We start from the raw sequence: 14,840 nt of genomic DNA on the forward strand, positions 1-14,840 counted from the left end.
AAAAACCCGCTTCCCTTGCGGACGGCTGCGCTGGTGCAATGGCGGCATGCCACCTTCTTCCTCTTCGCCCACCCCTTCCCTGAACGCCCTGCCGAACACCGCCCGCCTGCGCCACTTCGTGCAGCAGATCGCCGCCCTGCTGGAGCACCGGCCGGCAGAGGCCGACATCCTGACGCGCGGGGGCGCGCTGCTGGCCGACCTGGTCGCACACGACGACTGGCTGCCGCCGGACTTCGCCCGGCCCGATGCCGAGCGCTACCAGCAATACCTGCTGCACGCCGATGCGCTGGGGCGCTTTTCGGTGGTGAGCTTCGTCTGGGGGCCGGGCCAGTCCACGCCGATCCATGACCACACGGTGTGGGGCCTGGTCGGCATGCTGCGCGGCGCAGAGCTGTCTCAAGCCTACGGGCAGGACGCCGATGGGCAGTGGCAGCCCCGCGGTGCGCCCCATCGGCTGCAGCCGGGCGACACCGAAGCCGTGTCGCCCACCATCGGCGATGTGCACCGCGTGAGCAACGCCCTGGCCGATGAGACATCGATCAGCATCCATGTGTACGGCGCCAACATCGGGGCCGTGCGGCGATCGGTGTACCGGGAAGACGGTTCGGTGCGCCCCTTCGTCTCGGGCTACAGCAACGACACGTTGCCCAACCTCTGGAACCAGCCGCTCGCCAGCCCGGCCTCCCACACCGCGTCCACTTCCGTGGCCCCCACTGCCTTTGCCGCCCCATGAGTGCCATCCCCGACACCCACGCCTTCGCGTTCACCGCCACCCGGCCCCACCAGGTCCGCCAGGCCCTTGTCGATCAGCAAGAGATCGCCCTGCTCGACGTGCGCGAAGAAGCCCCGTTCGCCGAAGGCCACCCGCTCTTCGCCGCCAATCTGCCAGCCGGCCGGATCGAACTCGACGCCTGGACCCGCATTCCCCGCAAGACCACGCCCATCGTGGTGTACGACAACGGCGAAGGCCTGGCCGAGCCCGCGGCACGCACCCTGCGCGCGCTGGGCTACACCGAGGTGTCGCTGCTGGAAGGCGGCCTGCAGGGCTGGAAGGACTCCGGCGGCGAACTCTTCATCGACGTGAACGTGCCCAGCAAGGCCTTCGGCGAACTGGTCGAAAGCGAGCGCCACACGCCGTCGCTTGCGGCCGAGGAGGTGCAGGCGCTGCTGCAGGCCAAGGCCGACGTGGTGGTGCTGGATGCGCGCCGCTTCGACGAATACCAGACCATGAACATCCCGGGTGGCATCAGCGTGCCCGGGGCGGAGCTGGTGCTGCGCGCCCAGGCGCTTGCGCCCGATCCGGCCACCCGCATCATCGTGAACTGTGCCGGGCGCACGCGCAGCATCATCGGCACGCAGTCGCTGGTGAATGCGGGCCTGCCCAACCCCGTGGCCGCGCTGCGCAACGGCACCATCGGGTGGCTGCTGGCCGGCCAGGCGCTGGAGCATGGCGCCGACCGCCGCTTCCTGCCCGTGCCGCCGGAGCAGCGCGCCACGGCCGCCGCCCGCGCGCGCGCCGTGGCGGACCGCGCTGGCGTGCGCCGCGCAAGCCCCGCCGATCTGGCGCGGTTTGCCGCGGAGGCCGGCCGCACCACCTACCGCTTCGACGTGCGCACGCCCGAAGAGTACGAGGCCGGCCACCTGCCAGGCTTCAAAAGCGCGCCGGGCGGCCAGCTCGTGCAGGAAACCGACCACGCGGTGCCCGTGCGCGGCGCCCGCATCGTGCTGGCCGACGACGATGGCACGCGAGCGAACATGACCGCCTCCTGGCTGGCCCAGATGGGCTGGGACGTATGGGTGCTGGACGGCGCCGACCCCGCCGCCGCGCTGGAGACGGGCCAGCCCCCGCCGCTCACGCCCGAGCCGCACGGCCCGCTGACCTGGGTAGCGCCCCGCCAGCTCGCGCGCTGGCTGCGGGAAGAGCCCGAAGGGCACACGGCCGTTCTGGATTTCACCGCCAGCGCCCAATACGTTCGGCGCCACATCCCCGGTGCCTGGTTCGTCCTGCGATCCCAGTTGGCGCAGGCACTGGAACACGTGCCGCCCGCCAGCCGCTATGTGCTGACCTGCGGCACCAGCGCCCTCGCCCGCCATGCCGCCGAAGCCGTCGCCCGGCTGACCGGCGCGCCCACGGCCGTGCTTCAAGGCGGCACCCTGGCATGGATCGAAGAAAACCTGCCCCTGGAGCATGGCGAGACGCGCCTGGCCTCCCCGCGCATCGACCGCTACCGCCGCCCGTACGAAGGCACCGACGCCCCGCGCGAGGCCATGCAGGGCTATCTGGATTGGGAGTTCGGGCTCGTGGAGCAGCTGGCGCGCGATGGCACGCACGGTTTTGCCGTCGCGTGAAGGATTTGCTATTTAATTGATAGCACTCCAGACATGGAATCCGCCGGCATCGGGCCAAAAAGGCTTCAAGCTTTCGGCTTGACGCCCCACTGCCGCCATCGCCTGCGGCCGCCCGATCCACCGATCGATCACCGCGCGGTGGCGGCAAGACAGGGCTTCAACACCGCCTCGAAATCGTTCATCGCCTGCGCCGCCCCCAGGTCGGCGAGGTAGGCGCCACCGGCCTTGAGGTCCAGCGTGGCCTCGCCGGCCCCGGGCGGGCGTTCGATGCGCACACGAAAGCCGCTGCGGTTCCACTCCTGAAAGTGGCCCGACTCCAGCAGGCCCTGTGCATCGTCCCTGCGCGTGATCCCGGGCCAGGCACTGCCGGTCTCGGACAAGCGCGCCAGGCCGGCCACGGCGCAGTCGAACAACTGCGGATTGGGCAGGTCGGCGGGCACAGCCACAACGCGCGATGCGCTCGGCGGATACCCCGCAGCGCCGGTCAACGCGCAGGCCGACAGCGCGCAGGCCAGGCTGGCCGCCACGCCCATGGAGAGCCATCGAATCCTGGAACGAGGCGGCGTCGCGCGCTTGGGCATGTCAGTTCCCTTTGGTGAAAGATTCGGGCCCCTAATGGACCATGCCGGGCCATTCCAGCCAATCCCCCTTCGGTGGGGAGCCGCGAAATCGGCAGGGTGCGGCGGCACCGGGCCCAGACAGGGCGGCTCACTACAATCGGCGCGCCATGCACAACCGCCACGATCCCCGCGTCCTGCCCATGCGCGACGGGGTGAGCCCCAGTTGCGTGGCGCTGCCCTCCGTGGGGCAAGGCAGCCTGCTGGACTTTTTGGCGGAACGCTTGCCCACCGTGGGCCGAGAAGGCTGGCGGCAGCGCATGGCGGCGGGAGAGGTGGTCGATGAGTTCGGCATGGCCGCCACGCCCGAGCGGCCTTTCGCCCCCGGCATCCGGCTGTATTACTACCGCGCGCTAGAGCAGGAAATCGCCATTCCGTTCGAGGAAGCCGTGCTCTACCGGGACGATCACATCCTGGTGGCCGACAAGCCGCATTTCCTGCCCGTGGTGCCCACGGGCCCTTACCTGCAGCACACGCTGCTCGTGCGGCTCAAACGCCGCCTGAACCTGCCCGACCTCACCCCCGTGCACCGCATCGACCGGGACACGGCCGGGCTGGTGCTGTTCTCGGTGCAGCGCGAAACGCGCGGGGCGTACCAGGCCCTGTTCCGCGACCGCCGCATCGCCAAGACCTACGAAGCCGTCGCACCCTGGCGCGACGACCTGGCGTTTCCCCGCGAGCACGCCAGCCGCATGGATGAAAGCCCGCAGTTCTTTCGCATGCAGGAAGTGCCGGGGGCGCCCAACACGCTCACGCGCATCGAGGTGCTGCAGGTGGCCGGTGCCTGGGCCCGCTACCGCCTGTCGCCCGTGACGGGCAAGCGCCACCAGTTGCGCGTGCACATGGCCGCGCTGGGGTTGCCGCTGCGCGGCGACGCGTTCTATCCCGTGGTCAACGATCCGCCCGAGGGCGACTTTTCGCAGCCGCTGCAGTTGCTGGCGCGTTCGCTGGTGTTCCACGACCCCGTCACCGGAGTGCCCCGGCGTTTCGACAGTGCGCGGGAATTGGGCGCCTTGGAATGACCCTCATGCCGCCCTGTGGCCCGGGCGGGTGACCCGCGACGGGCTGCATCTGCACGGCTAAACCGCGCCCCGGGGGCTGCTTCGCACGGCTTGGGCGAGCCAGCCCATGGCGCATGGCGCATGGCGCATGGCGCATGGCGCATGGCGCATGGCGCATGGCTTCGGAAAGGATGCGGCCATTGCTATCGCCGCCACTGAAGATATATTCCACAACTATCAATTTGTTACCGGTGAAGAGGGGCTGCGGAATGACCTGGACACGGAAACCATGGCGGATGTTGGCCTCGATCGGCCTCATCTTGGCCGCTTTTTCGGCTTCGGCTGCGGACAACGCGCTGCACTTCGATGGCGCGAACGACCAGGTCGCGATGCCCGTTCCCGCGGCACTGAGTGCAGCCAACAGTTTCTCGACCACGGTGTGGATCAAGCCCGATTCGCTGCCAGCGGCCGCCCGGGTGTTTTTCGCCGAGACGGACACGTCCAACTTCGTCACACTGCTGATGACCACCCCCGGCACGATCATTGGCTATGTCGTCAATGGTGGCGTCACGGTGTCGACGAGATCCACCGATACGGTCACGGCAGGCGCCTGGAATCACGTTGCCATGACTTGGGATGCAACGACAAGCACCGTCGGCCTCTACATCAATGGCGTTTTGCAGCCCAGCGTGGCCGGCGGGGCCAGTTCCACCGGCACGAATGGATTGATGACGATCGGTTCGCGGACCGACGGAGCGCAATTTTTCCCCGGGTCGATGGATCGCTTCGATCTTTTCAACCGGGTCCTGACCGCCTCCGAAGTCACCACGGCGAAGGCCGGTTGCCAAGCCCCGGCGGGTGCGTCGAATTCGTATGCTTTCGACCAAGGCAATGCGGGAGGCAACAATGCCGGGCAGACCGGCCTGCCCGATGGGGCCGGGGGCAATAACGGCACGCTGCAGAACTTCGCACTCGCCGGGACCGTCTCCAATTGGGTGGCATCGGACGTCACCAGCCAATGCAGCTATGCCGTCGGCGGAACGGTTTCGGGGCTGACGGGAACGGGCCTCGTTCTACAAATCAACGGTGGCGGCAACGCGTCGATTTCGGCGAACGGCGCGTTCTCGCTATCGGCCGTGCCTTACGGTGCGACCTATGTGGTGTCCGTGCTGAACCAGCCCACATCGCCAGCGCAGAGTTGCACCGTGACGAACGGCACTGGCACGGTGTCGGGCCCCGTGAGCAACGTCGCTGTCGTCTGCACCGCCGTGGCGGTGCCGCCCGTGGCTGCGGCGGCGGCCATCCCGACGCTCAGCGAATGGGGGCGATACCTTCTGACGGCGTTGATGGCAGCGCTCGCACTGTTCATGCATCGGCGAAGCCGTGCCAATCGCTGAGGGCTGGGCAATCGAGCGAGCCACCGCGTGCATGGCGTCTTAGCCACTTCTCCGGGAAACCAGGCCGACGGGCCTTATATAATCCGGCGCGCTACTGCGCAAAGCATTGCAAATCAATGCTCCAGCCTCTAGCGCCATGCGGGTGTAGTTCAATGGTAGAACGGCAGCTTCCCAAGCTTCATACGAGGGTTCGATTCCCTTCACCCGCTCCAATCGATACCTGATCCACAGATGCCGATGCGTCTCTGGGTCGCCGCAAAAGGGGCTTTTCAGCCCCTTTTTTTATCGCTCGGCCGCAGCGGACCTTGCTGGCGAAGCGTTCTGCGAAGGCTCTTCCGAAGAAGCACTGGCCCCGCTGGGATGCTCGTCAAGGGTCGGTAGCCGGGTCGACAGGTCCGATGCAGACGCAGAGGCAAGTTTCAACGAAGCCGCACGCTGCATCCTCTCCTGAAATCTCTGCTCCATCGTTTGCGCCAACTGCTGCGAGAGACCTTGGCGCCGTTTGTGGATGTCGTACCGCTCACGCCGTTCTGCCTTGATTTCGGCGTAGGTGCGGGTGTCCTCCGGCGGATTCGGCAGCAATGCAATGTCGATCTCTTTCAGCATGACCTCGAACGGCACTTTGTCGTTCTGCATGGCTTGCAGCTTGGCCAGCTCCTGGCGGGATTCGCGGCTTTCCAGGTCCATGGATTGGCTACGCCGAGTGCTGCGGGGCGCCAGCAGCGAACTCAGGGCATCCGGAATGCGCATGGAACTGGATCGGCCCACAGCGCCGCCTTGCGGCTTTGCCTTTTCAGAAGAAGAGGCTTCTCTGGCAGAGACGTTTTGGGTAGAAGAGCGACCCAGCTTTTTCAAATAATCCATAAATGACCTCCTGGTACATCCATCATTGCTTAGGCACTCGCAGGAAGTCGCGATCTGCCCCGAAGCGGCGTAGCCCCGTCCGAAAAGACTTCAGCCACCACGCTTTGGGGACGGGCCGGGTTGCATCGATCAATAGATCAGGAAAAAACCGTTGGCACGTGCCGCCGAACCCATTCGGCAGGCTTTGCCGAATGGATTCCATGCCGTGCAACAGCGTTGCCCGGGCTGTAGGACAACGGCGGCAAAGCGGCATGGCAGCCGGGTGAACCCGCATGCGCGGGCTAGCATCGCCCAAAGAAAATACCCATGACCATGCCCTCTGAGACCCCGCCTTCCTCCCCACCAACCTCTGTTGCCGCACCGGCCCCGCCCCGGCGGCGTTCACGGGTTCCTTTGGCCGCGGTGGCCGGCCTGCTCGTCGTGCTGCTGCTGTTGGTGGCCTTCGTCGCGTGGTTCGACTGGAACCGGGCTAAGCCCTGGATCAACCAGCAGGTCAGCGAGGCCACCGGCCGCCGCTTTGCCATCGAGGGCGATCTGAGGGCCCACTGGCAGTGGCCGCAGCCCGTGGAGACCGGCTGGCGCCGCTGGGTGCCGGGCGTCACGGTGCAGGCGGACCGGCTGGTGATGGACAACCGGGCGGACTTCGGCCACTTCGGTGCCCTGGATGTGCAGACGGACGATGCATCCACCGCCACCGTGCAGGCGCGTGCCGAGAAGGCCGCCGCATCGGCCACGCCTGCGGCGGCGTCGGCTGCATCGGCGGCTTCCGTGCCTGCCTCGCCTGCCGCGCCGGACAGCACGGCCTCGGTGCCCGCGTCCGGCCAGCCCATGGCCACCGTGGGCAGCGTGAGTGCTTCGCTTCGGCTCTTGCCACTGCTGTCGCGCCATGTGGCCATCGATACGCTGAGGCTCACCGTGCCCGACGTGGCGCTGGCCCGCAAGGCCGACGGCAGCAACAACTGGACCTTCGACCGCCCCGCCAGGGACGGCGGGCCGGCGAAGCCCAACCCCTGGAGCGTGAGCGTGGGCCAGGTGGTGGTGCGCGATGGCCAGCTGGCCTATGCCGATGCCGTGAAAGACCTGGCCTTCACCGCCAAGCTGGGCACCATCGACACGCCCGCCGGGCAGGCCCCCGGACCGTACGGCGTGCGCTTCGAGGTGCGGGGCCGCTATGCCCAGGCCCGCATCCAGGGCCGGGGCGAAGGCGGGCACGTCATGGATCTGCGCGAGAAGGTCGTGGACTACCCGCTGCGGTTCAAGGCCAAAGCCGGCACCGTGGAGGCCGAGGTGGAAGGCATCCTCTCCAACCCGGCCGCGTTGTCGGGCATGGACATGAAGGTGATGCTCAAGGCCGACAGCATGGCCGACCTGTACGACCTGACCGGCCTGGTGCTGCCCAACACCCCGCCGTTTCGCACGCGCGGCCGGCTGGTGGGCAGCCTGGAGCCGGACAACGCCGTGTGGGAGTACCGCGATTTCGACGGCACCGTGGGCGACAGCGACCTGCACGGCAGCCTGACCTACACGTCGGCCAAGCCGCGCCCCCGCCTCAAGGGCACGATGACTTCCAAGAAACTGCGCCTGGCCGACTTAGGCCCGGTGCTGGGTGCGCCCACGGGCGAAGGCAAGGCGGAAAAAGGCACCTCCAAGCGGCCCGGAAAGGTGCTGCCCGATGTGGCGTTCGCCACCGACCGCTGGAACGCGATGGACCTGGACCTGACCTTCAGCGGCCAGCAGATCGTGCGCGACGAGAGCCTGCCGATCGAAAACCTGCGCGTGCATGCGGTGCTGGACAACGCCATGCTCACCCTCTCGCCCCTGCAGTTCGGCGTGGCGCAGGGCAAGATCGATTCCACCGTGGTGCTGGACAGCCGCACGAAGCCGCTCAAGGCCCAACTGCGCGGCAACGTGGAAGGGCTGCGGCTGTCGGGCCTGTTCCCCAAGGTCGAGCTGATGGAAAAGAGCTTCGGCCGGCTCGACGGTGCCGTGGCCCTGAACGGCAGCGGCCAGTCGGTGGCCAGCATGCTGGGCAGCGCCAGCGGCGAGACACGGCTTTACATTCGCGATGGCCGTTTCAGCAAGCAGATGCTGGACCTGGCCGCGCTCAACGTGGGCAGCGTGGTGGTGGCCAAGCTCTTCGGCGATGACAAGGAGGTGCAGCTGCGCTGCGCCGTGGCCGACTTCGCGGTGAAGGACGGCATCGCGCAGACACGCTCGGTGAAGCTGAGCACCAACGAGGCCACGGTGGAAGCCACCGGCACGGCCGACCTGGGCCGCGAACACCTGGACCTGCGCATCAAGCCCGAATCGCTGCAGTGGAAGTTCTTCTCCCTGCGCACGCCGCTGTACGTGAAGGGCCCGTTCGCCGATCCCAAGGTGGGGCTGGAGGCCGGCCCGCTGCTGCTGCGCGCGGGCGCCGCCGTGGCGGCTGCGGTGGTCGCCCCCGTGGCGCTGGCGCTGGCACCCATCACGGTGCCCGCCGCGGACGACGACGAGAACTGCGCCGTGCTGCTGGCCCGCGCCGGGGACAAGGTGCAAGGCGGTGCAGCGGGCGCGGCCCCGAAGCCGCCGGTTGCATCGCCAGCGCCCGCACGCTGAGGCGCACATCGTTTGCTATATTTTTAATAGCTACACCCCTTAGATAAATATGCGCTGGAGGCACTTTTTGCCTTGATGGCTATTTGAACGGCGGGCAGGGGCACCGCGGCCTTCCCGGCCGCTCGATCCATGCCCCGCCTTGGGGTGAATGCAGGTCAGTGGAAATCCCGGCTGCCATCGAGCGCCTGGGCCAGGCGCCCGAGCAGCGGCGTCATGTCCTTGCAGCGCTGGGCCACGAGGTGCCGCACCGCCCCGCCCTGCCCGGCCGGCACGCCCGGCGGCAGCGGGCTGGCCTGCCACACGCCCTCCACGGCCAGCAGCCGCGAGCGCAGCAGTGCATTGCGCCAGGTCTCCACCAGCGACGGCCAGACGATGACGTTGACGGGCCCGGTTTCGTCCTCCAGCGTGATGAACATCGTGCCGTTGGCCGATCCGGGCCGCTGGCGCACGGTGACGATGCCGCAGGCACGCACGATGCGGCCGTTGGGCGTGTCGCGCAGCGCCAGGGCGGTGAGCAGCCGCCAGCGCTGCAGCCGGCCGCGCAGCAGCGCCAGCGGATGGCGGCGCAGCGTGAGGCCCGTGGCGGCGTAGTCGAACAGAATCTCTTCGCCCTCGGGTGCTTCGGGCAGGGCCAGGGGCGCCTCGTTCACCGCCGCATCCTGCAGCAAGGCCGGCGCGCGCCATTGCGCCGCGGCGTCCCAGGCCTGCTGGCGCCGGTGGCCCGACAAAGAGCGCAATGCATCGGCCGCGGCCAGCGCCTGCAGCGCGGGCCGGTCCAGCCGGGCGCGCAGGGCCAGGTCTTCGGTGCCGGCGAACGCCTGGACCGCGCGCGCCGTGACCAGCCGCTCGGCCGTGGCACGGGCCAGCCCCGCCACCAGCCGCAAGCCCAGGCGCACGGCCGGCTGCGGGTCGGCCACGCCGCGCACGGGCTGCGGCTCGCCTTCCAGGGTCGTGTCCCAGTCGCTGTGCACCGCATCGATGGGCAGCACGCGCACGCCGTGGCGCACGGCGTCCTGCACCAGTTGCGACGGCGTGTAGAAACCCATGGGCTGCGAATTGAGCAGCGCCGCCAGAAAACAGGCGGGCTCGTGGCACTTGAACCAGCTGCTCGCATAGGCCAGCAAGGCGAAGCTGTAGGCATGGCTTTCGGGAAAGCCGTATTCGCCGAAGCCTTCGATCTGCCGGAAGATGCGCCGGGCGAAATCTTCGCTGTAGTCGTTGTCCGCCATGCCCTTCATGAAGGGTTCTTCGAAGCGGTGCACGCCGCCGGTGCGCTTCCATGCGGCCATGGAGCGGCGCAGGTCATCGGCCATGCCCGCCGTGAAGCCGGCGGCGATGATGGCGATCTGCATGACCTGCTCCTGGAAGATGGGCACACCCAGGGTGCGCTCCAGCGCCGGGCGCAGGCTCTCGTGTTCCATGGGCGGCTTCTGGCCAGGCACCCTGCGCTCCCGGGCCTGCAGGTACGGGTGCACCATGCCGCCCTGGATCGGCCCCGGCCGCACGATGGCGACCTCGACCACCAGGTCGTACAGCTCGCGCGGGCGCAGGCGCGGCAGCATGCTCATCTGCGCCCGGCTTTCGATCTGGAACACGCCCACGGTGTCGGCCGCGCAGATCATGTCGTAGGTGGCGCCGTCCTCGCGCGGGATGCCGGCCAGGTCCCAGCGCTCGCCGCGCAGCACGGCGCGCAGGTCGAGGGCGCGGCGCAGCGCGCTCAGCATGCCCAGGGCGAGCACGTCCACCTTCATGAGGTGCATGTCGTCCAGGTCGTCCTTGTCCCACTGGATGATGGAGCGGCCGTCCATGCTGGCAGGCTCCACGGGCACCAGCCGCGTGAGCTTGCCCTCGGTGAGCACGAAGCCGCCGACGTGCTGGCTCAAATGGCGCGGAAAGCCTTTCAGGTCGCGCGCCAGCTTGAGCCACAGCTCGGCCACGTGCGGCGCCAGGGGGGCGCCCACGGCCTCGGCCAGCTCCTGCAGGCGGTCGGTGGCGATGGCCTCGTCGAACCAGTGGTGGTCCTTGGCGAAGGCATCGATGAGCGCAGGCGCCACGCCCAGGGCCTTGCCCACGTCGCGCAGCGCGCTGCGCGTGCGGTAGCTGATGACCACGGCCGCGATGGCCGCCCGCTCGCGGCCGTACTTGGCGTAGATGTACTGGATGACTTCTTCGCGCCGGTCGTGCTCGAAGTCCACGTCAATGTCGGGCGGCTCGTCGCGCTCCTTGCTGATGAAGCGCTCGAACAGCAGCCGCGTCTTGGTCGGATCGACCGCCGTGATGCCTAGACAAAAGCACACCGCCGAATTGGCGGCGGAACCCCGGCCCTGGCACAGGATGCCCTGGCTGCGGGCATGGCGCACGATGTCGTGCACGGTGAGAAAGTACATCTCGTAGCGGCAGTGCGCGATGAGGTCCAGTTCCTTGGCGATCTGCATGCGCACGTCGTCCGGCACGCCCAGCGGGTAGCGCCCGTGCGCGCCCTGCCCGGTGTACCAGGCCAGCGCCTCGCCCGGCGTCATGCCCGGCGGCAGGGTTTCCCGCGGATAGCGGTAGCGGATTTCGTTCAGGCTGAACGTGCAGCGCGATGCCACGGCCAGCGTGGCCGCCAGCAGCGTGGGTGGGTAGATGGTGGCCAGGCGCATGCGCGCGCGCAGGTGCCGCTCGGCATTGGGCTGCAGCGCAAAACCGCATTCCGCCACGGGCCGGCCCAGGCGCACGGCAGTGACCACGTCCTGCAGGCGCTTGCGGCCACGCACGTGCATGTGCACATCACCCGCCGCCACCAGCGGCAGGCCGAGCGCCTGGCCCACCTGCTCCAGCGTGGTCAGCCACAGGCTGTCGTCGGGGGCCAGGGGTTGCTCCACCGCCAGCCAGGGGGCGATATCCCAAGGGTTCAATTGCCCCATTGCCCTAGAAAAACATGCCTTGATAGCTATTAAATCAGTAGCATCCAGGTGATCGCGGCGTGGGGACAGCAGCACCTCGCAGCCACGCAGCAGCGCGAAGTCGGTGCCAGCGTGCAGGCGGTATTCGCCCTTGGGCGCGGCCTGCCGGGCCGCGGTGATGAACTCGCACAGGTTGCCCCAGCCCTCGGCGTTGCGCGCGAGCGCCACCAGTCGCAGGTCGCCCCAGGCGAACTCGCTGCCCACGATGAGCTTCAGGCCGAGCTTTTGCGCCACGGTGTGCGCCCGCACCACGCCGGCCACCGAGCATTCGTCGGTGATCGCCAGCGCCGTATAGCCCAGTTCCGCCGCGCGCTGCACCAGTTCGGCGGGGTGCGAGGCGCCGCGCTGGAAACTGAAGTTGGTGAGGCAATGCAGTTCGGCATAGTCCGGCAGGGCATGCGCGGGCCGGGTCGGTGGCCCACCCGGGGAAGGGGTAACTGGGACGCCGCTCATCCGAACACCCCGTGCAGGAACCATTCGTGCCGGCCCGCCTCGCGCGGGCCCGCCCATTGCCGAAAGATCCACACCGTGCCCACGGTGTCGTTGTGGGCCACGAAGTAGTCGCGCCGCTCCAGGTGCTGCGATGCGTCCCACCAGCCGCCATCGAAGCGGTGGGGACCGGCCAGCAGGCGCAGCGGGCCGTGCCACAGCGGGCGACTGCCCTGCAGGGCCAGGCGCTGGGGCGGGCGCAGCAGCCAGCCGGGCCACAGCGCGGCATCGGCCGCCACGGCGCCGGGACGGGGATCGCCGTGGCGGCCGTGGTTGCCGTGGTTGCCGTGGTTGCCCAAGCCTGCGGCATCGCCCAAATCACCCGAATCACCCAAATCGCCCGCCCCTGCCCCGGCGGCTCTGGCCGGCCTGGCGGTTGCGGCACCCGCAGGGCGCGCCCGGGAGGTGCGCGCGCCGGAAGGTCCGGGCCCGGCGGCCATCGGATGGCCCGCGGCCGGCTCCCAGCGCAGCATGCATTCCGGCCGGTGGTCCGCCTGCAGCACGGCCACCTGCACCTGCTGCGCCCCGAGCCGGGCCGAGACCCGCTCCACCCACTGGTGCCAGGGCTCGCCCTGCGCGCGTCGTGCGTCTTCGGGGCTGGGCGGCAGCAGGCTGGCGCTGGCCTCGGCCCAGGGCCGGGTTTCGGTGCCGCTCAGGGTGATGTGGTTCACCGGCGCGGCCAGGCGCTGGCGGCCCAGGTGCTCGGCGAGCAGGCGGCGCAGATGGGCCAGGTCCTGCGTGGGTTCGGCCGTGCGCACGGTCAGGCTTTGCTGGGCCGGCAGGTCCACGCCGTCGATGCGGCGCAGGTCGTGGCGCCAGGCCAGCTCCAGCGCCAGCACGCCCTGCTGGCGCGCCTGCAGCCAGCCGTGCAGCACGCCCAGCAGCCGGTTCGCGGACCACAGCAAGGTGCTGGCCGATTCGGCCAGGGCGGGCAGCTCGGCCGACATGGAAAAGCACTCGGGCAGTTCGATCCAGGGCAAGGGATGGGGCACATCGCCCCAGGCCTGGTCCAGCGCCCGCAGCACATCGGCCCCGAACCGGCGCGCCACGCCCGCCCGTGGCAAGGCCCGCAGCGCGCCCAGCGTGCGGCAGCCCATGCGCTCCAGGCTGGCGGCGTGCGGGCGCAGGGCGGTCAAGCTGCGCAGGGGCAGGTCGTGCGGCAGCCGGCGTGGAGCGCGGTGGGGCAGGCGGCCAGGGGGATCGGCGCGGGCCAGCCGCAGCAGCGCCAGGGCTTCGAAGGCGGTGGCGCCTTGGGCCAGTGCGGGGCCGCTGCCGGATCGCGGGGGCAGGTCATCGGCGGCGGCCCGGCCCTCTTGCGGCACGGGTGCTGTCCCGGTGCCTGACCGCTCAGGTTTTTGTGCTTGCGCTGGTGCAGCGAGCCCGTCCGATTCGAACTCCCCGCTGAACGCCGGCCGGTGCTGCCGGATCAGCGAAAGCAGCCGGGCGCGGCCGCCCCAGAGGCGTTCGGTGCTGGAGACCTCCAGGAGCAGGGCTTCGTCGAGCAGCGCCACCCGGGGCGTGAAGCGCAGCGCCCACCAGCCCGCCGATGCGGCCGGGGCGCCGGGCGGCAGTTCATCCAGCGACGAAGGCACGGCGATCCAGTGCATGGACCCGCTCCTGAAGGGCCACCATGGCCTGTGGCGCGCCAGGCACCGGCCGCTGCACAGCCGGCGCTGAGGCATCGCCAGGAAACCGGCGCGCCTTCAACGCCCGCATCGCCGCCAGCACGGCGGACAGCGCGGACGCATGCGCGCAGACAGGCACCGGCTGCATCAACGGCGGCCCGCGCCGCTTGAGAACATGCACCTGAAGCACGCCGGGCGCCCTGCCCCCGTCCGGCCATCCCGGGACTTGCGCCGGAGCCGGCAGCCCCTGCGCGCGCCCAAACGCTGGCGAACCTTCGGCCCCTTGAATCCCCTGGATCGCTTGAACGCCCTGCACCACCCACAGCCGCAGCGGCGCGGGCGAGGCTTGCAGACGAAGGTCCTGCGGGCGGAACACCCAGAGCAGCGCCGCCTGCTGGGCCGCGGCCAGTTGCAGGCGGCGCAGCGCTTCGGGCGGCGCCTGGGGCAGCCAGGCCAGCACGGCCAGCACGTCGCGGCAGCGCAGGGCCTGCTCGCTGGCCCAGGCGGCCGACTGGTCGTGCCGCGAAGGCAAGGGGCGCACGCGGCACAGCCGGTCGGCCGGCAGGCCCGCGGCCTGCAGCGCGGGGGCGAAGGGCTCGGCCGGCGGCGCCACCAGCACCACCTGCCCGCCCCGCTGCGCCGCCGCCCGGGCCAGCGCCGGCAGCACCAGGGGCCACTCGGCGCCGCCCTGCGGCGGCTGCAGCACCTCGGTCATGGCCCCCAGCGGCCATCCGCCACCGGGCAGCGCCGCATCCAAAAGCGCATGGCCGGAAGGCTGCACGCGCCCGTGCTGCGCCGTGAGCGCATCGCCCTGCCACACGCCGGGCAGCTCCAGGCGGGCAGCGCTTTCCCTGCGGGCAGCGGCACCCGGTGGGAGGGAGGCAAGGGCAAGGCGGGACATAGGGCGGGCATCGAAGACTGTTTAAATATACAGTATTCGAATCCGTTTCGGCCC

Annotated in this window: 10 protein-coding genes and 1 tRNA gene; 6 read left to right on the plus strand and 5 right to left on the minus strand. The window is 69.6% G+C overall.

Annotated features, from left to right (window positions below):
• Positions 1 to 46: 46 nt before the first annotated feature.
• Both M5C98_RS12725 and M5C98_RS12730 read left to right on the plus strand, forming a co-directional pair.
• Positions 47 to 733: a cysteine dioxygenase gene (locus tag M5C98_RS12725; RefSeq protein ID WP_272547805.1), complete on the plus strand. Its 687-nt coding sequence runs from the start codon at positions 47 to 49 to the stop codon at positions 731 to 733.
• On the plus strand, positions 730 to 2,349 hold the full coding sequence (locus tag M5C98_RS12730; protein ID WP_272547806.1) for a rhodanese homology domain-containing protein: 1,620 nt from the start codon (positions 730 to 732) through the stop codon (positions 2,347 to 2,349). The genes M5C98_RS12725 and M5C98_RS12730 overlap by 4 nt, the downstream gene beginning before the upstream one ends.
• Before the next feature lie 128 nt (positions 2,350 to 2,477).
• Here the strand turns inward: M5C98_RS12730 and M5C98_RS12735 are convergent, their stop codons facing one another.
• Complete coding sequence (locus M5C98_RS12735) at positions 2,478 to 2,930, minus strand: hypothetical protein (RefSeq protein ID WP_272547807.1); 453 nt, start codon at positions 2,928 to 2,930, stop codon at positions 2,478 to 2,480.
• Positions 2,931 to 3,076: 146 nt separating this feature from the next.
• On the opposite strand from M5C98_RS12735, the gene M5C98_RS12740 reads away from it, so the two are divergent.
• The 3 genes from M5C98_RS12740 (at position 3,077) to M5C98_RS12750 (ending at position 5,576) form a co-directional block, all read left to right on the plus strand.
• Positions 3,077 to 3,988 (plus strand): pseudouridine synthase, encoded by a 912-nt coding sequence (locus M5C98_RS12740; protein WP_272547808.1) that lies wholly within the window; start codon positions 3,077 to 3,079, stop codon positions 3,986 to 3,988.
• Positions 3,989 to 4,263: 275 nt separating this feature from the next.
• Positions 4,264 to 5,364 (plus strand): LamG domain-containing protein, encoded by a 1,101-nt coding sequence (locus M5C98_RS12745; protein ID WP_272547809.1) that lies wholly within the window; start codon positions 4,264 to 4,266, stop codon positions 5,362 to 5,364.
• A 138-nt stretch (positions 5,365 to 5,502) separates the two neighbouring features.
• A tRNA-Gly gene (locus M5C98_RS12750) sits at positions 5,503 to 5,576 on the plus strand.
• A gap of 70 nt (positions 5,577 to 5,646) precedes the next feature.
• On the opposite strand, the gene M5C98_RS12755 is transcribed toward M5C98_RS12750, so the two are convergent.
• Positions 5,647 to 6,228 carry a hypothetical protein gene (locus tag M5C98_RS12755; protein ID WP_272547810.1) on the minus strand — a complete coding sequence of 194 codons (582 nt, stop codon included), beginning with the start codon at positions 6,226 to 6,228 and terminating at the stop codon, positions 5,647 to 5,649.
• 312 nt (positions 6,229 to 6,540) lie between these two features.
• Here M5C98_RS12755 and M5C98_RS12760 point away from each other — a divergent pair, with 312 nt between their 5' ends.
• A complete protein-coding gene (locus M5C98_RS12760; RefSeq protein ID WP_272553269.1) occupies positions 6,541 to 8,826 on the plus strand; it encodes an AsmA family protein in 2,286 nt (761 codons plus the stop codon).
• A gap of 155 nt (positions 8,827 to 8,981) precedes the next feature.
• Here M5C98_RS12760 and M5C98_RS12765 read toward each other — a convergent pair whose 3' ends face one another.
• The 3 genes from M5C98_RS12765 to imuA are packed head-to-tail and all read right to left on the minus strand — an operon-like array spanning position 8,982 to position 14,786.
• Complete coding sequence (locus M5C98_RS12765; protein ID WP_272547811.1) at positions 8,982 to 12,224, minus strand: error-prone DNA polymerase; 3,243 nt, start codon at positions 12,222 to 12,224, stop codon at positions 8,982 to 8,984.
• Positions 12,221 to 13,867 carry a DNA polymerase Y family protein gene (locus M5C98_RS12770; RefSeq protein ID WP_272547812.1) on the minus strand — a complete coding sequence of 549 codons (1,647 nt, stop codon included), beginning with the start codon at positions 13,865 to 13,867 and terminating at the stop codon, positions 12,221 to 12,223. Before M5C98_RS12770 ends, M5C98_RS12765 begins: the two co-directional genes overlap by 4 nt.
• Positions 13,833 to 14,786: a translesion DNA synthesis-associated protein ImuA gene (gene imuA, locus M5C98_RS12775; RefSeq protein ID WP_272547813.1), complete on the minus strand. Its 954-nt coding sequence runs from the start codon at positions 14,784 to 14,786 to the stop codon at positions 13,833 to 13,835. The genes M5C98_RS12770 and imuA overlap by 35 nt, the downstream gene beginning before the upstream one ends.
• Positions 14,787 to 14,840 lie beyond the last annotated feature (54 nt).

The sequence above is a fragment of the Acidovorax sp. NCPPB 3576 genome, from assembly GCF_028473605.1.
In the GTDB taxonomy this organism is placed as follows: domain Bacteria; phylum Pseudomonadota; class Gammaproteobacteria; order Burkholderiales; family Burkholderiaceae_C; genus Paracidovorax.